The sequence below is a fragment of the Streptomyces sp. NPDC091282 genome (assembly GCF_044757385.1).
Classification (GTDB): Bacteria; Actinomycetota; Actinomycetes; order Streptomycetales; family Streptomycetaceae; genus Streptomyces; species Streptomyces gramineus.
In genome coordinates this window covers 43,017-63,247 of record NZ_JBIVUX010000006.1, presented here as the reverse complement: position 1 = coordinate 63,247, position 20,231 = coordinate 43,017, and the positions used below count along the sequence as shown (strand labels likewise).

Annotated in this window: 21 protein-coding genes and 1 riboswitch; of the genes, 7 read left to right on the top strand and 14 right to left on the bottom strand. The window is 72.2% G+C overall.

From position 1 onward, the window contains the following. Positions 1-137: 137 nt before the first annotated feature. The gene (locus ACIQOE_RS27435) at positions 138-809 is read right to left on the bottom strand and encodes a maleylpyruvate isomerase family mycothiol-dependent enzyme (RefSeq protein ID WP_365559304.1); all 672 of its coding nucleotides are present in this window, start codon (positions 807-809) and stop codon (positions 138-140) included. 47 nt (positions 810-856) lie between these two features. On the opposite strand from ACIQOE_RS27435, the gene ACIQOE_RS27430 reads away from it, so the two are divergent. Continuing rightward, the gene (locus ACIQOE_RS27430) at positions 857-1,522 is read left to right on the top strand and encodes a hypothetical protein (protein ID WP_365559306.1); all 666 of its coding nucleotides are present in this window, start codon (positions 857-859) and stop codon (positions 1,520-1,522) included. 10 nt (positions 1,523-1,532) lie between these two features. Continuing rightward, positions 1,533-2,603 (top strand): GNAT family N-acetyltransferase, encoded by a 1,071-nt coding sequence (locus ACIQOE_RS27425; RefSeq protein WP_365575104.1) that lies wholly within the window; start codon positions 1,533-1,535, stop codon positions 2,601-2,603. A 6-nt stretch (positions 2,604-2,609) separates the two neighbouring features. Here the strand turns inward: ACIQOE_RS27425 and ACIQOE_RS27420 are convergent, their stop codons facing one another. Together ACIQOE_RS27420 and ACIQOE_RS27415 are read right to left on the bottom strand one after the other, a co-directional pair. Then, the gene (locus tag ACIQOE_RS27420; protein WP_351321434.1) at positions 2,610-2,879 is read right to left on the bottom strand and encodes a DUF4031 domain-containing protein; all 270 of its coding nucleotides are present in this window, start codon (positions 2,877-2,879) and stop codon (positions 2,610-2,612) included. A 10-nt stretch (positions 2,880-2,889) separates the two neighbouring features. Beyond that, complete coding sequence (locus ACIQOE_RS27415) at positions 2,890-3,273, bottom strand: hypothetical protein (protein WP_351321436.1); 384 nt, start codon at positions 3,271-3,273, stop codon at positions 2,890-2,892. Between the two features lie 55 nt (positions 3,274-3,328). On the opposite strand from ACIQOE_RS27415, the gene ACIQOE_RS27410 reads away from it, so the two are divergent. Together ACIQOE_RS27410 and murQ are read left to right on the top strand one after the other, a co-directional pair. Next, the gene (locus tag ACIQOE_RS27410) at positions 3,329-4,273 is read left to right on the top strand and encodes a MurR/RpiR family transcriptional regulator (RefSeq protein ID WP_351321438.1); all 945 of its coding nucleotides are present in this window, start codon (positions 3,329-3,331) and stop codon (positions 4,271-4,273) included. 135 nt (positions 4,274-4,408) lie between these two features. Next, on the top strand, positions 4,409-5,365 hold the full coding sequence (gene murQ, locus ACIQOE_RS27405; RefSeq protein ID WP_401414310.1) for an N-acetylmuramic acid 6-phosphate etherase: 957 nt from the start codon (positions 4,409-4,411) through the stop codon (positions 5,363-5,365). A 174-nt stretch (positions 5,366-5,539) separates the two neighbouring features. Here murQ and ACIQOE_RS27400 read toward each other — a convergent pair whose 3' ends face one another. Genes ACIQOE_RS27400 through nthB form a run of 3 tightly spaced genes read right to left on the bottom strand, consistent with a single transcriptional unit; the run spans position 5,540 to position 7,157 of the window. Continuing rightward, positions 5,540-5,872, bottom strand: a complete 333-nt coding sequence (locus ACIQOE_RS27400) for a nitrile hydratase accessory protein (protein WP_401414308.1) — start codon at positions 5,870-5,872, stop codon at positions 5,540-5,542. After that, positions 5,869-6,489, bottom strand: a complete 621-nt coding sequence (gene nthA / locus ACIQOE_RS27395) for a nitrile hydratase subunit alpha (RefSeq protein ID WP_401414306.1) — start codon at positions 6,487-6,489, stop codon at positions 5,869-5,871. Before nthA ends, ACIQOE_RS27400 begins: the two co-directional genes overlap by 4 nt. After that, the gene (gene nthB / locus ACIQOE_RS27390; protein ID WP_401414304.1) at positions 6,486-7,157 is read right to left on the bottom strand and encodes a nitrile hydratase subunit beta; all 672 of its coding nucleotides are present in this window, start codon (positions 7,155-7,157) and stop codon (positions 6,486-6,488) included. The genes nthA and nthB overlap by 4 nt, the downstream gene beginning before the upstream one ends. A 111-nt stretch (positions 7,158-7,268) precedes the next feature. Here nthB and ACIQOE_RS27385 point away from each other — a divergent pair, with 111 nt between their 5' ends. After that, entirely contained in the window at positions 7,269-7,847 is a 579-nt protein-coding gene (locus ACIQOE_RS27385) for a hypothetical protein (protein WP_351321442.1), read from the top strand. A gap of 28 nt (positions 7,848-7,875) precedes the next feature. Here the strand turns inward: ACIQOE_RS27385 and ACIQOE_RS27380 are convergent, their stop codons facing one another. From ACIQOE_RS27380 to thrC, 8 genes are all read right to left on the bottom strand, one after another. Further along, positions 7,876-9,429 carry a carboxylesterase family protein gene (locus ACIQOE_RS27380; RefSeq protein WP_365559312.1) on the bottom strand — a complete coding sequence of 518 codons (1,554 nt, stop codon included), beginning with the start codon at positions 9,427-9,429 and terminating at the stop codon, positions 7,876-7,878. A gap of 108 nt (positions 9,430-9,537) precedes the next feature. Next, on the bottom strand, positions 9,538-10,407 hold the full coding sequence (locus ACIQOE_RS27375; protein WP_401414301.1) for a metallophosphoesterase: 870 nt from the start codon (positions 10,405-10,407) through the stop codon (positions 9,538-9,540). Between the two features lie 108 nt (positions 10,408-10,515). Further along, on the bottom strand, positions 10,516-11,643 hold the full coding sequence (locus tag ACIQOE_RS27370) for an NADH:flavin oxidoreductase (protein ID WP_401414298.1): 1,128 nt from the start codon (positions 11,641-11,643) through the stop codon (positions 10,516-10,518). Between the two features lie 152 nt (positions 11,644-11,795). Further along, entirely contained in the window at positions 11,796-12,863 is a 1,068-nt protein-coding gene (locus tag ACIQOE_RS27365) for a tyrosine-protein phosphatase (protein ID WP_365559317.1), read from the bottom strand. Positions 12,864-13,109: 246 nt separating this feature from the next. Next, positions 13,110-14,732: a chaperonin GroEL gene (gene groL / locus ACIQOE_RS27360; protein ID WP_351321452.1), complete on the bottom strand. Its 1,623-nt coding sequence runs from the start codon at positions 14,730-14,732 to the stop codon at positions 13,110-13,112. Between the two features lie 380 nt (positions 14,733-15,112). Continuing rightward, the gene (locus tag ACIQOE_RS27355; RefSeq protein WP_019057200.1) at positions 15,113-15,319 is read right to left on the bottom strand and encodes a cold-shock protein; all 207 of its coding nucleotides are present in this window, start codon (positions 15,317-15,319) and stop codon (positions 15,113-15,115) included. Positions 15,320-15,786: 467 nt separating this feature from the next. Next, positions 15,787-16,062, bottom strand: a complete 276-nt coding sequence (locus ACIQOE_RS27350) for a MoaD/ThiS family protein (RefSeq protein WP_351321454.1) — start codon at positions 16,060-16,062, stop codon at positions 15,787-15,789. Positions 16,063-16,109: 47 nt separating this feature from the next. Then, positions 16,110-17,396 carry a threonine synthase gene (gene thrC / locus ACIQOE_RS27345; protein ID WP_362178838.1) on the bottom strand — a complete coding sequence of 429 codons (1,287 nt, stop codon included), beginning with the start codon at positions 17,394-17,396 and terminating at the stop codon, positions 16,110-16,112. Positions 17,397-17,414: 18 nt separating this feature from the next. Then, a riboswitch (SAM riboswitch) is annotated at positions 17,415-17,569 on the bottom strand. 157 nt (positions 17,570-17,726) lie between these two features. Here thrC and ACIQOE_RS27340 point away from each other — a divergent pair. Both ACIQOE_RS27340 and ACIQOE_RS27335 read left to right on the top strand, forming a co-directional pair. After that, entirely contained in the window at positions 17,727-18,671 is a 945-nt protein-coding gene (locus ACIQOE_RS27340) for a glucosyl-3-phosphoglycerate synthase (protein ID WP_401414294.1), read from the top strand. 82 nt (positions 18,672-18,753) lie between these two features. Further along, positions 18,754-20,178: a trehalose-6-phosphate synthase gene (locus ACIQOE_RS27335; RefSeq protein WP_401414292.1), complete on the top strand. Its 1,425-nt coding sequence runs from the start codon at positions 18,754-18,756 to the stop codon at positions 20,176-20,178. The last annotated feature ends 53 nt before the right edge of the window (positions 20,179-20,231 follow it).

Sequence of the window (20,231 nt, the reverse complement as noted above, 5' to 3'; positions counted from 1 at the left end):
GGGCCCCTTCCGTGGTGTTCCCCGTGTACCCCGGCACGGCCGGCCGATCCCGGGACCGGCCGGCCGACCTCAGGAGGTCTAGTCCAATCAAAGGGTACGGGGGGACCGTATACGGGCGCGAGACCGCCCCCGGCCGCTCACCCGTACAGATTCAGCTCCTCCACCGCCGCCCCGGTCAGCTCGTACGACACCCCGTCGACCGCCCGGCCCGTGTACAGCCGCACGAGCGTCGCCGAGTCCCCGATGAAGCGGGCCGGGGTCCGGGTCCCGCTCACCACGCCCAGGTGCAGCGGCTCGTCCACGTCGTCCAGGTCGGCCTGCAGGCGCGGCCGGCCCCGGTCGCGGGTGATGCCGGCCAGCAGGGAGAGCGCGTGCGGCCGGCCCTCGCCGGTGTAGGCGCCCGGCTCGCCGAGGCCGTCGCGGACGTCACCGGCGTGCACCCACTCGCCGAAGGCGATCGGGTCCCAGGCGCCGTCGGCGCGCTCCGCGATCACCTCCCCGGCCTCGGTCATCCCGCGCTCCAGCTCGTCGAGGACCCGCGTGTTCGTCCACTCGGCGCGCTCGGCGATGTCCCGCTCGTTCGACTCGGGCGAGAACACCCCCTTCTCGAACCGGCTCTCCACCACCCGGACCAGCACGGCCGAGCAGTGGGCGAGCACGTCGCGCACCGTCCAGCCGGGACACGCGGGGGTCGGCAGCGCGAGATCCGCGTCCGGCCGGGACCGCAGGAGCGGGAGCAGCGCGTCCCGCTCGACGGCGAGCAGACGTCCGGGCAGCGTGGGGTCACGTACTTCGTCGGCAGCAGTCATGCGGTCCACGCTAGGGGCTCGCCGGTGGCAGGCGGGAGAATGCCGGCATGGCCGATCTCCAGGAACTGCGTGCCCGCTTCCGGCACGCCCTCCTCGCGGCGCGCGGCGACGACCCGCGCCTGCCCGACCCCGACCGGTACGCCACGGCCCTGCTGGACCGCTGGCGCGAACCTCAGCGCCGGTACCACACCACGGCCCACCTCACGGCGGTCCTCGACCACGTCGACGTACTGGCGGAGCACGCGGACGAGCCGGACCTGGTGCGGCTCGCCGCGTGGTTCCACGACGCCGTCTACCTGCCGGACCGGTCGGAGAACGAGGAGCGTTCGGCCCGCCTCGCCGAACGCGCGCTGCCCGAGGCCGGTCTCTCCGGTGCCGGGACCGCCGAGGTCGCCCGTCTGGTCCGGCTCACCGTCACCCACGACCCGGCGCCCGGCGACCGCAACGGCGAGGCCCTGTGCGACGCCGACCTCGCGATCCTCGCCGCGCCGCCCGCCGCGTACGCCGCCTACACCGCCGAGGTCCGCGAGGAGTACCACTTCGTGCCGAGCGACGCCTTCCGCACGGGCCGGTCCGCGATCCTCCGCCAACTCCTCGGCCTGCCGCGGCTCTTCAGGACGCCGTACGGCCGGTCCAATTGGGAGCCGACCGCCCGCTACAACCTCGCCGCCGAGCTGGAAATGCTGTCGACCACGCGGGATCCGGGGTCCTAGGGTGCGGCTCATGCGTGAAATGGGCGGGGATCAGGTGGAAGAGGCCGTCGCGGCCTGTGTCGCGGTGCTGCGGCCGGCGGCGGACCGGGACTGGACGGCGGTGAAGGCGGCGGGCCTGGAGTGGAGCTGTCACGAGACGGCGGTCCACGTGGCCGACGACCTCGTCGCGTACGCGGCGAACCTGGCCGGGCGCGCGAAGGACGCGTACGTGCCCTTCGAGCTGAGGCTCGACGACGGCACCGACAACTCCGGCCTGCTGCACGTGATCGAGACGACCGGCGCCCTGCTCGCCGCCACCGTCCGGACCACCCCGCACGGCGTCCGCGCCTTCCACCCGTACCCCTTCCGCAGCGCCGACCGGACCGGCTTCGCCGCGATGGGCGTCGCCGAAGTGCTGCTGCACACGCAGGACATGGCGGCGGCCCTGGGGCTGCCGTACCGGCCCTCGGAGGAACTGGCCGCAGCGGTTCTCGAAGTGCTCTTCCCGCACGTCCAGCCCGGCCCGTCGCCCTGGACGACCCTGCTGTGGGCCACCGGCCGCGGTGAGCTGTCCGGCCGCGCCCCGGTCACCGAATGGCGCTGGCGCAACAACCTCGTCATCGCCGCCGACCGCCTCGACCTCGTCGGCATCCGCCCCGCCGAGGCCCGCGACCTGCGCCTGGGCGGCGACGGCGGGTTCACGTGGGCCGAGGGCGGCCCCTACCAGGGCACCCGGGACGCCGCCGGGTTCCTGCTGAAGGCGTACGAAGGGGGCGTGCACCGGCCGGAGTTCGGGGTCTTCGCGCTGGTCCGCCGGGAGGACGGCCGCGCGGTCGGCGGCCTCGGCTTCCACTCCGCGCCGGACGAGGACGGCCGCGTCGAGATCGGCTACGACCTGACCGAGTCCGCCCGCGGCCACGGCTACGCGACGGAGGCGCTGCGCGCGCTGGCCGACTGGGCCCTGGCCCGCCCCGACGTGACCTCCCTGTTCGCCACCGTCGACCCCGCCAACACCCCGTCCCAGGCGGTCGTCACCCGCGCCGGTTTCACCAAGGTGAGCGCGGACGGCGAGGGGCTTGCCTTCGAACTGCGCGGCCGCTGAGGCGGATCACCGCGGCAGCGTTCGCTTGCGTCGGCGCAGCCCCGCCCCGTGCAGCAGCCGCACCACCTCGCGGCTGCTGACCCGCACCGCGCCCGCCCGCACCGCGTCCGCGTACCGGTGCGACGGGACGTCGTAGTGGTCCCGCTCGAAGGCCCGGCGCGGCACGCCCAACCCCTCGGCGAAGGCGTGCAGTTCGGCGTAGGACACGTCGCTGACCAGGTGGGACCACATGCGGCCGTGGCCGGGCCAGGTCGGCGGGTCGATGTACACGGTCATGAGAGCACCCTCACGAGGACGCCGTCCCGCCCGTCGCCCGGCCCAGGGAGCCGACGGAGGCGACCTTCACGCCCGCCTTGTGGCACACCCAGTGCGGGTCCGGGCCCAGTTCCGGTTCGACGTCCAGGGCGTGCGGGTCGCCGGTGGGGCAGACCGGGCACAGCGGCCAGCGGCCGTACCGCTCCAGGAGGGCGTCCTGGACGTCCTGGGCGACCAGCCCCGCCACGTACGTCACGCCGTCCGGCCACTGCTCCACCCACCAGCGGCGCTGTACGACGGAGTCCTCGACCAGCGAGACGACGTCCGCCTCGGCGACCTGGCCCGCGACCAGGTCGGCGAGGACCAGGGCACGGGCGGCGTGCAGCGCCTGCTCCAGGGGGGTCACGGGGTCCATGGTCCTATTGTGCGCGGTCTTGACCCGGCACCCGCAACGAAAATATCTTTCAGGAGTGACCGAGAACGTGAAGGAAATTTTCGGCAACCGTCCGGGCGGGATCCCGGCCCCCGGGAGCACGCCGCCGGCTCCGGCCGCCCTCGCGGCCAAGGTGCGGACCCTCGCCCCGTCCATGACCCGCTCCATGCAGCGCGTCGCCGAGACCGTCGCAGGCGACCCGGCCGGCTGTGCGGCGCTCACGGTCACCGGTCTCGCCGAGCGCACCGGCACGAGCGAGGCGACCGTCGTGCGCACCGCCCGCCTGCTCGGCTACCCCGGCTACCGCGACCTGCGGCTCGCCCTCGCCGGGCTCGCCGCCCACCAGCAGTCCGGGCGGGCGCCCGCGATCACCACCGACATAGCCGTCGACGACCCGATCGCCGACGTCGTGGCCAAACTCGCCTACGACGAGCAGCAGGCCCTCGCGGACACCGCCGCCGGCCTGGACACCGTCCAGCTGGGCGCCGCGGTGCACGCGCTCGCCGCCGCCCGGCGGACCGACGTCTACGGCATCGGGGCGTCCGGGCTGGTCGCCCAGGACCTCACGCAGAAGCTGCTGCGGATAGGACTGATCGCGCACGCGCACAGCGATCCGCACCTGGCGGTCACCAACGCGGTGCAGTTGCGCGCGGGTGACGTGGCCGTCGCCATCACGCACTCCGGGGCCACCGGCGACGTCATCGAGCCGCTGCGGGTGGCGTTCGAGCGCGGGGCGACGACCATCGCCGTCACCGGGCGGCCGGACTCCTCGGTGGCGCAGTACGCCGACCACGTGCTGACGACGTCGACCTCGCGGGAGAGCGAGCTGCGGCCGGCCGCGATGTCCTCGCGCACCGGTCAGCTGCTGGTGGTGGACTGCCTCTTCGTGGGCGTCGCGCAGCGGACGTACGAGACGGCGGCACCGGCGCTGGCGGCGTCCTACGAGGCGTTGGCCCACCGGCATCGTAATTTGCCCCGGTAGACCGTAGGGGCGCGTGCGGTGCGACGGACGCGGCCGCGCCGCGGGCCGGGGTGCCCGCACGGCGGAGCCGCCTGCCGAGCAGGGTCCGCGCCCCTGGGTGTGTGCGCTCGACCGAGTCAGAAAGAGCCGTCCTCCATGACCACCGAACACCGCTCCCTCCGCAGCCAGCTCGACACGCTCACCACCGAGGCGTTCCGGCCCGAGCTCTCCGAGATCGACACGCTGCCCACCCTCGACATCGCCCGGCTCATGAACGGCGAGGACGCCCAGGTCGCCGCCGCCGTCGCACTGCGCCTGCCCGAGATCGCCGGCGCCATCGACGCGATCTCGGCCCGGATGGCCGCGGGCGGGCGGCTCGTCTACGCCGGCGCCGGCACCGCCGGGCGGCTCGGCGTGCTCGACGCCTCGGAGTGCCCGCCCACCTTCGACACCGCCCCCGGACAGGTCGTCGGCGTCATCGCGGGCGGTCCCGCGGCCGTGGTCACCTCGGTGGAGGGCGCCGAGGACTCGGCGGAACGGGCCCGCGAGGACCTCGACGCCCTCGGGATCGGCGCCGCCGACGCGGTCGTCGGGATCTCGGCGTCCGGCCGCACCCCCTACGCCGTCGGAGCCGTCGCACACGCCCGCGGCCTGGGCGCCCTGACCGTCGGCCTGTCCTGCAACGCGGACAGCGCGCTCGCGGCCGCCGCCGAGCACGGCATCGAGGTGGTCGTCGGCCCCGAGCTGCTCACCGGCTCCACCCGTCTCAAGGCCGGCACCGCCCAGAAGCTCGTCCTCAACATGCTGTCGACGATCACGATGATCCGGCTCGGCAAGACCTTCGGGAACCTGATGGTCGACGTCCGGGCCTCGAACGAGAAGCTGCGCGCCCGGTCCCGGCGGATCGTGGCGCTGGCCACCGGCGCGGACGAGGAGGAGACCGAGCGGGCCCTGGCCGCGACCGGCGGCGAGGTGAAGAACGCCATCCTGGTGATCCTGGCCGGTGTCGACGGCCCCACCGCCGCCCGCCTCCTGGAGCGGTCCGGCGGCCACCTGCGCGCCGCGCTCACCACGGCGGCCCCGCACACGTCACCGCCGTCCCCGGCCTCGTGACCCGGCGGCGGTGTCCGCGGCCGGTCTGCCCGTCGGCTCCGCGGGCGGGTCGCCGTCCGCGCCGCGCCCGGCGCCGCGGGAGTACTGGATGTCCACGTCACCCGAGGTTCCTCAGCCGGGCGGCCGGGGGGCGACGGACTCGCCCGCGCCCTCCCGTCCCGAGGGCGTGCGACGTCAGGCGGTGACGCCGTGGTCGTGGCCCGCGGGGCGCCGGGCCAGGGCACGGGCCCGTGCGGTGACCTCGTCCGCGGACACCGCGTCCATTCCGGCCAGTACGTCCTCCAGCGCGGCGAGCCACAACCGGTAGTACCGGTACGGCTCGTCGGGCGGTGCCGCCGCGATCCTGGCGATCAGAGCGGCCTGAAACCGCGGCCAGGTGAACGCGCCGGACTCGTGGAGGCTGACGGCCATGCCGAAGACGCGGCTCTCCCAGGGCTCGGCGAAGACCAGTTCGCCGTTGGAGCGCGGCGGTGCGGCCGGGCCCTCGGCGTCGAGCGGGGCGGTCACGGTCCCGCCGCCCTGGCGACACCGACCATCGCGTCCCGGGAGACCAGGGGCACGAGTTCTTCCTCGGAGAGGTGCCCGGTGCCCGCCGGCCGTTCGGGCAGGACCAGCCAGCGAACCTCACTGGTGGAGTCGTGGACGGTGATCTCCACGTCGTCGTCCAGGTCCAGGCCCATCTCGGCGAGCACGCGGCGCGGTTCCCGCACCACGCGGGCGCGGTAGGCGGGATCCTTGTACCAGCCGGGCGGCAGGCCGAGCACCGGCCAGGGATAGCAGGAGCAGAGCGTGCAGACGACGACGTGATGGGTGGTCGGGGTGTTCTCCACGACGACGATGTGCTCGCCCTGCGGCCCCGAGAAGCCGAGTTCCTTGATGGCCGCGGTGCCGTCGTCCAGGAGCCTGCGCCGGTACTCCGGATCGGTCCATGCCTTGGCGACCACCTTCGCGCCGTTGAGCGGACCGACGGTGGTCTCGTACTCCCTGATCATCGCGTCCATCGCCCTGGGGTCGATCAGGCCCCGCTCGGTGAGCAGTTGCTCCAGCGCCTCGGTGCGCAGGGACGGGGGGAGGCGATCCCCCGGTCCGGCCGCGGAGCCGGTCTCCGGTCCTGCGGTGGTCATACGGCGACCTCCAGATAGCTCTCGTACATCTCCACGGTGACCGCGAAGGCGTCGGTGCCGGCGCCCCACAGCTCGCGGGAGTCGAACCGCACCGAGTAGACGTGCTGCGGGTTCTCGCCCCGGAAGTGGGCGTTGGTGTCCGGGAGCACGGACGGGGGCCTGACGGCCTGGACGACGCCGGTACGGCCGCGGGCGTAGCGCGGCAGCCGGGTGTGTCCGGGGACGGACGCGGCCCGGGTTCGCACGCGGTCGCCTGCGGCGAACGCCGCCGGGGAGTCCAGGGTGCGCAGGGAGCCGGGGGCGGTCGGGGCGTAGTCGGGCCGGGCGGGCTCGGGGACCGGCGGCTCGGGCACGTGTTCGCCGCGCATGTTGCGGGCGCGGGCGTCGACGGCACCGGGCGCCAGGATCGCGCTGTCGCCCAGCATCAGTTCCCCGGCGTTGAGCCAGCGGCCGTAGTAACCGTCGTCGAAGTAGGCGGCGTGGTCCAGTCGCTCCAGGGCGTGCCGGAAGGCGTCCGTGTTGACCCCGCCGGACGCGACACGGCTGGAGAGGATCGCGAGGGCGAAGGCCCGGCGCTGCCAGGGCCCGGCGAAGACCGGTTCACCGGCTGGCGGAGGGTGCACGGCACCCCATCCCCGTGTGCCGCCCAGATCAGCGAGACCGTCCACGACAGAACTCCGCACGAGACCGCATAACGGACCATCTACGTGAAGGGTAGGCCAACCGTGCCATCCTGGCTCGCCGGTGCGCTGTCGGTGCCGTGTGCCACGCTGGAGCCTATGAACCACTCCCAGCTCACCGCCCTGGGGCGGGCCCTTCGGCTGCTCGGCGAGCACGGGGAGGCGCTGACCGCCACCACGCCCGACGCCAAACTGCACGAGGTCAAGGACGATCTGCGGCGCGCCCTCGACCTGCTGGAGGAGAGCGTCGGCTCGGCCGCGCCCGCCACGCGGTGCGCCGAGCACCCGCAGGGTCCGGTGGACGAGAGCGCCCCGGATCTGTGCCTGCTCTGCGAGACGCGGCGGCGGGCCGCCCGGCGGTCGGAGTACGCGGGCGGGCCCCGGCCCGCGCAGGGCGAGGCCGCCGCGGGGCCTTCGATGTCGCGGTACGGGGTGCGGGCCGACCGGCCGCAGGCCCAGCAGCGGTGGCTGCCGGAGGCGTGGAACGGCCGGGAGTGGGAGCTGTGCGGCACCCCGCGCCGCGACCGGCGCGAGGCCGAGCTGTACATCGGTGCCCAGCGCCGCGGGTCCCGGCCTGCCATGGCCTACCGGCTGGTCCACGAGTTCACCGACTACGAGGTGCTCCGGGTCTGGGGCACACCGGTCCACGTGGACATCGAGCCCCTCGGCAACCTCTGATCCCCGCCCCGGCCCGGCGCCGCCCCGGTCAGCCGAGCAGCGGGGCGGGAGTGAACTCGTGGCCCTCCCAGAGCTTCCGGCTGCGCTCCTCCGGATACGGCGTGACCGCCGGTGACGTGTCCAGGACCTGGGTGAGGCGGTCCTGGAGGTCGAATTCGGGCCAGCCCGGGTCGCCCGTCCTCGCGAAGGCCGTCCACGCCGTACGGAAGCGGGCGGACAGGGTCTCGGCCTCCGGGGTGACGTCGGTGCCCGCCCACAGGAGGCCGCCGAGGTCCGCGTCGAACGTGCCGAACAGCAGCGGGATGTCCAGGCCGTGGCAGGCGCCCAGCAGTCCGCCGTTGCCCGGTGCGCCCCAGGTCAGTTCGTAGAGGTGGGCCCGGCCGCCGGCCGCGGCCTGGGCCTCCGCCAGGCGCAGCGACGGCATGCCGAAGAGCCAGTCGGTCTGCACCCGCTCGTACAGTTCGTCCGGTGACGCCCCGGGGAACGCCTCCCGGTAGGCGTGCACGCCCGCCTCACCGCCCGGCGCGAACAGCCGCAGGGCGCCGGTCGCCTGCTCCTCCGTGATCTTGCCGTACATCCCGCCCATGACCAGGAACAGGCGGTACTCGTCGCGGTTGTGGCCGACCAGGAGGTCCACGTCCCGGGCGGCGCCGGAGGCCACCGCCTGCCAGGGAGTGGTGGGCAGCACCTCGCCGTCGACCACCGGGGAGAACGGTGTCAGCGTGGGCGCGATCCGGCCCCACCGTCCTATGTACTGGGCCATCTTGACGCCCAGGGACTGTCCGGCCTCGGTCAGCCGGCGCGGATCGGTCGCCGCCAGGCCGGACCGGGTGGGGCTCAGGCCGGCCTCCGCCGCGAGTGCCCGCGCGATGTCCGCGGCCAGTTCGGCGGAGAAGAACGTGCCGGGCACGCTCTGGGCGATCGCCCGGCGGAACAGGCCGCGGGCGCGGGGCATCGCCAGCAGTGCGGCCACCGAGCCGCCGCCCGCCGACTCCCCGAAGACGGTGACCTGGTCGGGGTCGCCGCCGAAGGCCGTGATGTTCTCCCGCACCCACTCCAGGGCCGCCACCTGGTCCAGCAGGCCGCGGTTCGCGGGCGCCCCCTCGATCTGGGCGAAACCCTCCATGCCGACGCGGTAGTTGAGGGTGACCACGACCACGTCGCCGTCGCGTGCGATGCGCCGGGCGTCGTAGCCGGGGCTGCCGGAGTGGCCCAGTTTGTAGGCGCCGCCGTAGATCCACACCATCACCGGGCGGCGGGCGGCCGGGTCCGGTTCCGGCGACCAGACGTTCACCGTCAGCCAGTCGTCGCCCTCGGGGGTCTCCAGGACGCCGGTGCGCCCCTGGATGCCGAGGTCCTGCGGAGGCGGCGGCCCGAAGGCGTACGCCTCGCGTGTGCCTTCCCACGGACGGGCCCGCAGGGGCGCCGCGAACCGCGCCTCTCCCACCGGAGGCTCGGCGAACGGTATGCCCCGGAAGACCGCCAGCCCGTCCTCCCGCAACCCGCGCACGGCGCCCGCCGCGGTGCGTACGACCGGTCCGTCGGCGGCATGGGGCGGCTGCGGAGACTGACTCGTCGTCATGCTCGCTCGCTTTCGGTGGGGGCGCCGCCGCGCTCGCGGCCGGTCACTCGTGGAACGTCCGGCACGTCACACGAGTGCCGAACACCCGTCACCCGTATGGGTGAACCGTCAGCCATGCTGGGCGACGAACGCCCTGGCCTGCGCCTCGTCGATCTCGTACACGGTCTCATGGGCCCGCGGATCGCGCGCATGGAAGGTGTGGCACAGCGGGCCCGCCGGTCCGCCCAGCTCCACCAGGGAGGCCGACGCCCCGCGCACCGCCCGCTCACCGGGTGCCACGGTCAGGTCGATCCGGTTGACGACCCCCGGCGTCACCCACACCGGCACCGATTCCAGCAGGCCGAAGAGCTGGAGGTGGTAGTGGCCGTTGAGGATCATCCGCACGTCGGCGCCGCGGATCGCCGCCGCCAGGTCGCCGGGGTCGCGCAGCCCGAAGGCGGGCTGGGTCACCGAGAGGCCGAGGGCGAAGGGCGGGTGGTGGAAGGCGAGGACCGTGCCGTGTTCGGCCGGGGTGCGCAGCACCTCGCGCAGCCAGTCCAGTTGGGAGGCGCCCAGGCGGCCGTACACCTTGCCCGGGACCAGGGAGTCGAGGGTGACGAACCGCCAGCCGCCGACCGTGCTGACGGCGGCCAGCTCCCCGGCGCCGAACACCTGCTCGGCGCGGTCGGTGCCGTCGGCGTCCAGGTGCCCGCTGCCCAGCACCTCGGCGAAGGCCGCGCGCTCGTCGTGGTTGCCGGTGGTGCACAGGACGGGGATGTCCCGGTCCCGCGCGTAGCGGCCGACCAGCGTGCGCAGCGTGGCGTACGCCTCGGCCGCGCCGTCGTCGGCGAGGTCGCCGGTGACCACGACCACGTCGAAGCCGGTCAGGCCGCTGAGTTCGTCGAGCATCAGCCGCAGGGAGGCGGTGGCGTCGACACCCCGGCGGTCGGGGGTGCCGGTGCGGTTCAGATGGGTGTCCGAGAGGTGGAGTATCCGCATGCCCGGGACGGTACCGGCGGTTCCGGGCCGCGTCCCGGTGCGGTGCGCACGCGCCCCGGTCCCGCCGGCCGGTCGCCGGTGGTCCCGGGGCGCGTGCGGGGGCTCAGGTCAGCTGAGCGTCTTCAGCGCGGCGGCGTCGTAGGAGGCGAGTTCGCCGGTGCGGCCGGCCAGCACCTTCGCCGCCCACTCCGGGTCCTGGAGGAGGGCGCGGCCGACGGCGACCATGTCGTACTCGTCGCGCTCCAGGCTGTCCAGGAGGTCGTCGATGCCCCGGGTCACGGAGCCCTCGCCCGCGAAGGCCTTGATGAAGTCGCCGTCGAGGCCGACCGAGCCGACGGTGATGGTCGGCTTCCCGGTGAGCTTCTTGGTCCAGCCGGCCAGGTTGAGGTCGGAGTCCTCGAACTCGGGGAGCCAGTAGCGCCGGGTGGAGGCGTGGAAGACGTCGACACCGGCCGCGGCGAGCGGGGTGAGGATGGCCTCCAGCTCCTCCGGGGTCTCGGCGAGGCGGGCGTCGTAGTTGTCCGACTTCCACTGCGAGTAGCGGAAGATCACCGGGAACTCCGGGGAGACCGACGCGCGGACGGCGGCCACGATCTCCGCGGCGAACCTGGTGCGGGCGACCGGGTCGCCGCCGTAGGCGTCGGTACGGCGGTTGGTGCCCGCCCACAGGAACTGGTCGAGGAGGTAGCCGTGGGCGCCGTGCAGCTCGACCCCGTCGAAGCCGATGCGCTCGGCGGCGGCCGCGGCCTCGGCGAACGCGCGGATGACGTCGTCCAGGTCCTGCGAGGTCATCGCCTTGCCCTCGCCCTCGGTGCCGTCCAGGCGGATGCCGGAGGGACCGACGGCGGGGGCGTCCGCCACCGGCGGCTGGCCCTGCTTGCGGACCATGCCGATGTGCCACAGCTGCGGCACGATGGTGCCGCCCGCCGCGTGCACGCCCTCGGCGACCTTCGCCCAGCCCGCCAGCTGCTCCTCGCCGTGGAACCGCGGGATGCGGGTGCTCTGCCCGGCGGAGTCGTGGCCGACGTAGGTGCCCTCGGTGACGATCAGGCCGACACCGGCGGCGGCCCGGCGGGAGTAGTACGAGACCACGTCCTCACCGGGCACGCCCCCCGGGCTGAACTGGCGGGTCATCGGCGCCATCACGATCCGGTTGGGGACCGTGAACCCGTTCAGGGCGATCGGACGGGCGAGGATCTCGGCCGCGCGGGAGGCGGAGGGCGTGGTGACGGTCACGTGGGGGGCTCCTCATGAACAGGTCGTTGACCGGACGGTATGTGCACACGCATCGAGTGCACATGCGGTGTCAACGACTCCCGCGGAGCCCTCCATTCCCGTCCCCGCGGGAAAGCCGTGTGACCCAGGTCACCCGGCCGTTCCCGTCCCGGCTAGCCGACCAGCAACTCCCGCTTCAGGTCGCGCAGTTCCCGGCCGTCGACGCCCAGACCCCGCTTCAGGTACGCGCCGAAGGTGCCGTACGTGTCCGCGACCTCGTCGAAGCCGGAGTTCAGGTACTCGGTGCGGACGTCCAGAAGCGGCTTGTAGACCGCGGCCTGGGCCGGGGGCAGCTGGGCCAGGGCCGCCGCGTTGGCGGACGCGCGGTAGGTGTTGCTGGCCAGGTAGTCCGCGGTCACCGTGGCGCGGGGCACGCCGAGCGCGGTGAGCAGCGCGGCGCTGGACCAGCCGGTGCGGTCCTTGCCCGCCGTGCAGTGGTAGAGGACGCCGTACCCGTGGCGGTCGGCGACACCGGCGAGGACGGAGCGGTACGCGGTCCGCGCGGTGGCGCCGCTGACCATGAACTTCTCGCCGTCCACCATCATCTGGACGGCGGCTTCCGGCGTCGTCGGCATGGTGGTGGTCATGTCCGAGCCGGCCAGTACGTCGGCGACGTGGTAGCGCACGCCGGACGGGACGACGTCGGGGGCCGAGGCGCGCTCCGACGCGGTGCGCAGGTCGTAGTCGGCGCGGATGCCGAGGCGCCGGAGCTTGGCGGCGTCGGCGGCGGTGAGGTTGTTCAGGGCGTCGGAGCGGTAGATCTCGCCCATCCTCACCCAGTGGCCGTCGCTGGTGCGGTACCCGCCCGCGTCGCGGAAGTTGGTCGTGCCGTCCAGCTTGATCAGCCGGTCGGCGAGGTGCAGCGAGCCGCCGCGCTCGGGCACGAAGTCGAACCACTGCCGGTCGGCGGCGCGCAGCCCCTTCACAGTCACGTCGCCGGTGGCGCCGCCGCGCGCGACGACGTGCCCGGCGGCGCGGATCGTCACCGAGCGCACCCCGGGGGCCCTCCAGACCAGGTGGTACGAGCCGTCGTCGGCCGCGGTCACGGTGGCGGCGGTGAACGGGATGCGGTGGCCGGAGGAGGCGTGTCCGGCCGGGGCGGCGGAGGCGGCCGGGGCGGTGAGGGAGGCGGAGGCGGCGGTGAGCGCGAGGGCCGCACCGGCGAGGGCGATCTTCTTCATGGAGTGGATGCTGTGCGCACCTACCGAAGAACAGATGAACCCCACACCAACGACACACCCTGACCGGATGGCAGTTTGTGCCACAACGGCAAGCCATGCACGCATGTCCGCGAGCGGCGGAAACACCGGACGCGCGGAGACACCGGGCGCACGGAAACCCTGAGTACGCGGAAACGCCCGAGGGCGGCACCCCCTGCGAACAGGGAGTGCCGCCCTCGGTCAGGACGAGCGATCGACCAGGGTCGATCAGAAGTCCATGTCACCGCCCGGCATGCCGCCCGGAGCGGCCGCGGCGGCCTTCTCCGGCTTGTCGGCGATGACGGCCTCGGTGGTCAGGAACAGCGCGGCGATGGAGGCGGCGTTCTGCAGCGCGGAACGGGTCACCTTCGCCGGGTCGATGATGCCCTCGGCGATCATGTCGACGTACTCGCCGGTCGCGGCGTTCAGGCCGTGGCCGACCTGGAGGTTGCGGACCTTCTCCACGACGACGCCACCCTCGAGACCACCGTTGACGGCGATCTGCTTGAGCGGGGCCTCCAGGGCGAGCTTCACGGCGTTGGCGCCGGTCGCCTCGTCACCGTCGAGCTCCAGCTTCTCGAACACCTGGGAGGCCTGGAGCAGGGCCACGCCACCACCGGCGACGATGCCCTCCTCGACGGCCGCCTTCGCGTTGCGAACGGCGTCCTCGATGCGGTGCTTGCGCTCCTTGAGCTCGACCTCGGTCGCGGCACCGGCCTTGATGACGGCGACGCCACCGGCGAGCTTGGCCAGGCGCTCCTGGAGCTTCTCGCGGTCGTAGTCCGAGTCGGACTGCTCGATCTCGGCGCGGATCTGGTTGACGCGGCCCTGGACCTGCTCGGTGGAGCCGGCGCCGTCGACGATGGTGGTCTCGTCCTTGGTGATGACCACCTTGCGGGCGCGGCCCAGCAGGTCGAGGGTCGTGTTCTCCAGCTTGAGACCGACCTCCTCGGAGATGACCTCGCCGCCGGTGAGGATGGCGATGTCGTTCAGCATCGCCTTGCGGCGGTCGCCGAAGCCCGGGGCCTTGACCGCGACGGACTTGAAGGTGCCGCGGATCTTGTTCACGACCAGGGTCGACAGGGCCTCGCCCTCGACGTCCTCGGCGATGATCAGCAGCGGCTTGCCCGACTGCATGACCTTCTCCAGCAGCGGGAGCAGGTCCTTGACGGAGCCGATCTTCGAGTTGGCGATCAGGATGTACGGGTCGTCGAGGGACGCCTCCATACGCTCCATGTCGGTGGCGAAGTACGCCGAGATGTAGCCCTTGTCGAAGCGCATACCCTCGGTGAGCTCCAGCTCCAGACCGAAGGTCTGGGACTCCTCGACGGTGATGACGCCTTCCTTGCCGACCTTGTCCATGGCCTCGGCGATGAGCTCGCCGATCTGGGTGTCGGCGGCGGAGATGGAGGCCGTGGAGGCGATCTGCTCCTTGGTCTCGACGTCCTTCGCCTGCTCCAGGAGGGCACCGGAGACGGCCTCGACGGCCTTCTCGATACCGCGCTTCAGGGCCATCGGGTTGGCACCGGCGGCGACGTTGCGCAGGCCTTCCTTGACCAGGGCCTGGGCGAGCACGGTCGCGGTGGTCGTACCGTCACCGGCGACGTCGTCCGTCTTCTTGGCGACTTCCTTGACCAGCTCGGCGCCGATCTTCTCGTACGGGTCCTCCAGCTCGATCTCCTTGGCGATGGAGACACCATCGTTGGTGATCGTGGGGGCGCCCCACTTCTTCTCAAGGACGACGTTGCGGCCCTTGGGGCCGAGGGTGACCTTGACGGCGTCGGCGAGCTGGTTCATACCGCGCTCAAGGCCGCGCCGCGCCTCCTCGTCGAACGCGATGATCTTGGCCATGTGAAGTGGTCCCTCCAGGACTGGGGGTGAGTCTTCGGACCGCGCCCGCGCCCGCGACGGACGGCTCGCCGACCCGTGGGTCCTTTGCCCCACCCGGCCTGCGGGCCTCACCGACCCGGTCCATTTTTGTCACTCTCACCTTCAGAGTGCTAACGCCAATGATTAGCACTCGCCCATCGAGAGTGCAAGGCGCCCTCGCGAAGCGGGGGCTCGTTCAGGGGTGGTGGCGGGGTCACGCGCGGGCGCGGGAGCCCCGGCAGGACCGGGGGCGCGGCACCTCGATGTCCGGAGCATGCCAAAGGGCTCGTAACCCATGACTCCCCATGGGATACGAGCCCTCCGACAAGAAAGAAGAACGACGCTGTCAGTCGGCGCGTGCTTCAGCTGGTCGCGAGCCGGACCATGTCCGCCTGCGGCCCCTTCTGGCCCTGCGAGATCTCGAAATCGACCCGCTGACCTTCCTCCAGGGTGCGGTAGCCGTCCATCTGGATCGCGCTGTAGTGGACGAAAACATCCGCACCACCGTCGACCGCGATGAAGCCGTACCCCTTCTCCGCGTTGAACCACTTGACGGTGCCCTGAGCCATGCCTAACTCCCCTATTACTGGCCCTTGCACAGATCCACACTTCGCGGATCCGGGTCAGACCTCACTCCCCAATGGTTGGGGGCGTGCGCCGGAACGCGTCGACCGCGGCTGAATGTATCTGCCCAACTGCCGTCTGCAACAGGTCAATCGGACGAGAATTCTGGACGGGAAGGGTCCGGAATGTAGTGAGAATTCGGCTGAATTCAGGGCAAGTCGGGCCATATAAAAGCCACAAAAGCCGCGTAGAACCCGCACACTTTGGCTACTTCTTGGCAGCCTCGCGGTATCGAATACAGGGCTCCCGACCTGGAGATCGGGATCGCGTTCCCCAACTGTACCGCGCTCAACCACACAGAATTGCCCCCTCCGCTTCTCTCACGGAGGGGGCAATCGGATGAACACTCGGTGATCGGCCTTACCGAAGGTAATGTTCGGTCATTCGATCAGCCTGTCAGCGGGACGGCAGGTCAGCCGCCGGCCACCGCCGGAATGATGGAGACGCCGGCCCCGTCCGGGGTGGCCGTCTCCAGGCCCTGCTCGAACCGCACATCGTCGTCGTTGACGTACACGTTGACGAAACGGCGCAGCTTGCCCTCGTCGTCGAGAACACGGCCGGCGATGCCGGTGTGGTTCTTCTCCAGGTCGGAGATGACCTCGCCGAGGGTGCCGCCTTCGGCACTGACTTCGGCCTGGCCACCGGTGTAGGTGCGCAGAATGGTGGGGATGCGAACGGTGACGCTCACGGGTGAACCTCCGGTTGGGGCGACGCGCTGGAATGTATAAGGCTGACTCAGGCGAGCCCGGCTTCACGGAACGAATCGAGAGTGGGCCGGATGGTCGCCGTCAGCCCGGTCCCCGCCACGGCGTCCAGCGTCTTCAGTCCGTCACCCGTGTTCAGTACGACGACCGACTTCGACGGATCGATCTGCCCATTCTCGATGAGCTTCCTGGTGACGCCGACGGTCACCCCGCCGGCGGTCTCGGCGAAGATTCCCTCGGTCCGCGCGAGCAGCTTGATCGCGTCGACGACCTGCTCGTCGGTGACGTCCTCCACCGCACCGCCGGTGCGGCGCGCGATGTCCAGGACATAGGGCCCGTCGGCCGGATTGCCGATGGCGAGGGACTTGGCGATCGTGTTCGGCTTCTGCGGCCGGACCACGTCGTGGCCCGCCTTGTACGCCACCGACACCGGCGAGCACCCCTCGGCCTGCGCACCGAAGATCTTGTACGGCCGGTCCTCGACCAGCCCGAGCTTGATCAGCTCCTGGAGCCCCTTGTCGATCTTCGTGAGCTGCGAGCCCGAGGCGATCGGCACGACCAGCTGGTCCGGGATCCGCCAGCCGAGCTGCTCGCAGATCTCGTACGCCAGGGTCTTGGAGCCCTCCGCGTAGTAGGGCCGCAGGTTGACGTTGACGAAGCCCCAGCCCTCACCGGCCGAGTCGCCGATCAGCTCGGAGCAGAAACGGTTCACGTCGTCGTAGTTGCCCTCGATGCCGACGAGCTCGCCGCCGTAGATCGCGGCCATGACGATCTTGCCCTGCTCCAGGTCGTGCGGGATGAACACGCAGGAGCGGAAGCCGGCCCGCGCGGCGGCGGCACCGACCGCGCCGGCGAGGTTGCCGGTGGAGGAGCAGGAGAGCGTGGTGTAGCCGAAGGCACGCGCGGCCTCGACGGCCTGGGCGACGACCCGGTCCTTGAAGGAGTGCGTCGGGTTGCCGGAGTCGTCCTTGACGTACAGGCCGCCGGTGACGCCCAGCTCCCTGGCCAGGTTGTCGGCCTGGACGAGCTTGGTCCAGCCCGGGTTGATGTTCGGCTTGGTCGCCACGTCCGCGGGGACGGGCAGCAGCGGCGCGTAGCGCCAGATGTTCGCGGGACCCGCTTCGATGCGCTTGCGCAGTTCCTCGGTGTCGTAGGCCGAGAAGTCGTACGCGATCTCGAGCGGGCCGAAACACTCCTCGCAGGCGAACACCGGGCCGAGCGGCACGCGGTGACCGCACTCGCGGCAGCTCAGCGCGGTGGCGGGTCCGAGGTCGACGGTCGCGGGGTCGGTGGTGGTCGCAGCAGTCTGCACAGCCATGTGAGGCGAGGCCCTTTCTCCTCATCTTCCTCACGACGCATTTCGCCGTGAGACGGATTTGGCACCTTCCCTAGCCGGGAGCCCCGCGAGTGATCGACAGCGATCAGCGAGAGCCGACTGGAGGGTTGCCGGGGCTTCATCGGGCCGTATCCCTCTGCCCCTCTGGATGAGCGGTATGCGGTTGTCAACGGCCGGTGACCCCAGGACATGCGATGGTCATCGGCGTTGTTCAAGACTGTAACCGAAGGCCAGGACAGTTGAGATAGTCGTCCGAACCGCGAGATGGGTCACACCTCGCAGTGTGATCGTGACAGTGAGGAGCCGCTGACTGTGCTGGAAGAAGTCGAGCGCTGGCTGGCCACCCGCTCCTGGTCCATGAGCGAACGTCCGCTGCACCGGATACTCGCCGCCAAGCAGCGCACCGGTCAGACCGTCTCCGTCGTGCTGCCCGCGCTCAACGAGGAGGAGACCGTCGGTGACATCGTGGCGATCATCCGCCACGACCTGATGCGGCAGGCGCCGCTCGTCGACGAGGTCGTGGTCGTCGACTCCGGTTCCACCGACCGTACGGCGGCGGTGGCCGCGGCGGCCGGTGCCCGGGTCGTGCACCGCGACACGATCCTGCCGCGCATCCCCGCCGTCCCCGGCAAGGGCGAGGTGCTGTGGCGCTCGCTCCTGGTCACCACCGGGGACATCGTCTGCTTCGTCGACGCCGACCTGAGGGAGTTCTCCTCCGACTTCGTCATCGGGATCGTCGGCCCGCTGCTGACCGACCCGGACGTGGACCTGGTCAAGGCGATGTACGACCGCCCGCTGGCCGGCTCGGCAGGGCAGGGCGGCCGGGTCACCGAGCTGATGGCCCGCCCGCTGCTGAACATGCACTGGCCGCAGCTGGCCGGGTTCGTCCAGCCGCTCGGCGGCGAGTACGCGGCCCGCCGCTCGCTCCTCGAACAGCTCCCGTTCCCGGTCGGCTACGGCGTGGAGCTGGGCATGCTGGTCGACGCCCTGCACCTGGTCGGCCTGGACGCCCTGGCGCAGGTCGACGTCGGGGTGCGCAAGCACCGCCACCAGGACGGCCAGGCCCTCGGCCGGATGTCCGCCGCGATCTACCGCACCGCCCAGCTGCGGCTGGCCCGCGGCCATCTGATCCGGCCCGCCCTGACCCAGTTCGAACGGGGCGAGGACGGCTTCGAGCCGCGCACCTACTCCGTGGACACCGAGGAACGGCCGCCGATGGCGGAGATCACCGAGTACGCCGAACGCCGGGTGGCGTGACTTCGACGTACGGCCGTATACGGCGGCGCGTCGGACGTGACCGCACGTTTGAGCGTTTCCGGGCCGGGCTAGGTTGAGGCGTATGTCTTCCACCGGCGGTGCTGAGGTGCTGGTCGCGTCCAACCGCGGCCCGGTTTCGTACGAGATGCGCGACGACGGTTCGCTGCACGCCAAACGGGGCGGCGGCGGCCTGGTCTCGGGTCTGTCGGCGATCGGGCCGGACGCGGACGCGGTGTGGGTGTGCGCGGCGCTGAGCGACGGCGACCGGGAGGCGGCGCGGCGGGTCGAGGGCGGCCGGCTGCCGGCCGGGGACACCGGCGGGCAGCAGGTCAGGATGCTCGACATCGCCCCGGACGTGTTCTCGGACGCCTACAACGGCATCGCGAACTCGGCGCTCTGGTTCGTGCACCACATGCTCTACCAGACCCCGTTGGAGCCGGTCTTCGACGCGGAGTTCCGGCGCCAGTGGGCGTCGTACCAGGCCTACAACCAGGCGTTCGCGGAGGCGCTGGCGCAGGAGGCGGGCCAGGGCGCGGTGGTCGTCATCCAGGACTACCACCTGGCGCTGGCCCCGCGGATGCTGCGCCGGCTGCGCCCGGACCTGCGTATCGGCCATTTCTCGCACACCCCGTGGGCGCCGCCGGACTACTTCCGGCTGCTCCCCGACGACATCGCGGCGGAGCTGCTCGGCGGGATCCTGGGCGCGGACCACGCGGCGTTCCTGACCCGGCGGTGGGCGGACGCGTTCGTGGCCTGCTGTCACGCGGTGCTGGGCCCGGGTATCCCGGCGGCCGGTGAGACCCGGATCGGGGTGCACGGGCTGGGCGCCGACGCGGAGTTCCTGCGCAAGCGGTCGCACGAGCCGGACGTGGACGAGCGGATGCGGGCGCTGCGGGAGGAGATCGGCGAGGGCCGCCGGACGATCGTCCGGGTGGACAGGACCGAGCTGTCGAAGAACATCGTGCGGGGCCTGCTGGCGTACCGGCAGCTGCTCGACGACCACCCCGAGTGGCGGGAGCGGGTGGTGCACGTGGCGTTCGCGTACCCCTCGCGGCAGGACCTCGCCGTGTACCGCGACTACACGGCCGAGGTGCAGCGGGTCGCCGACGAGATCAACGCGGCGTACGGGACGGCGGGCTGGACGCCGGTCGTGCTGCACGTGAAGGACGACTTCGCCCGGTCGCTGGCGGCCTACCGGCTGGCCGACGTGGCCCTGGTGAACCCGATCCGGGACGGCATGAACCTGGTCGCCAAGGAGATCCCGCTGGTCTCGGACGCGGGGTGCGCGCTGGTGCTCTCGCGGGAGGCGGGTGCGTACGAGGAGCTGGGCGAGGACGCGGTGGTGGTGAACCCCTACGACATCGTCGGGACCGCCGGCGCCTTGCAGGAGGCGTTGACCATGGGGGACGAGGAGCGGGCGGAGCGGTCGAAGCGGTTGGCCGCGGCGGCTACGGCGTTGCCGCCCGCGGCGTGGTTCCTTGAGCAGCTGGCGGCGTTGCGGGGCTGAGTTCCTTGGCCGCGGGCCGGTGGGGGCTGGTCGCGCAGTTCCTCCCCCAGCCT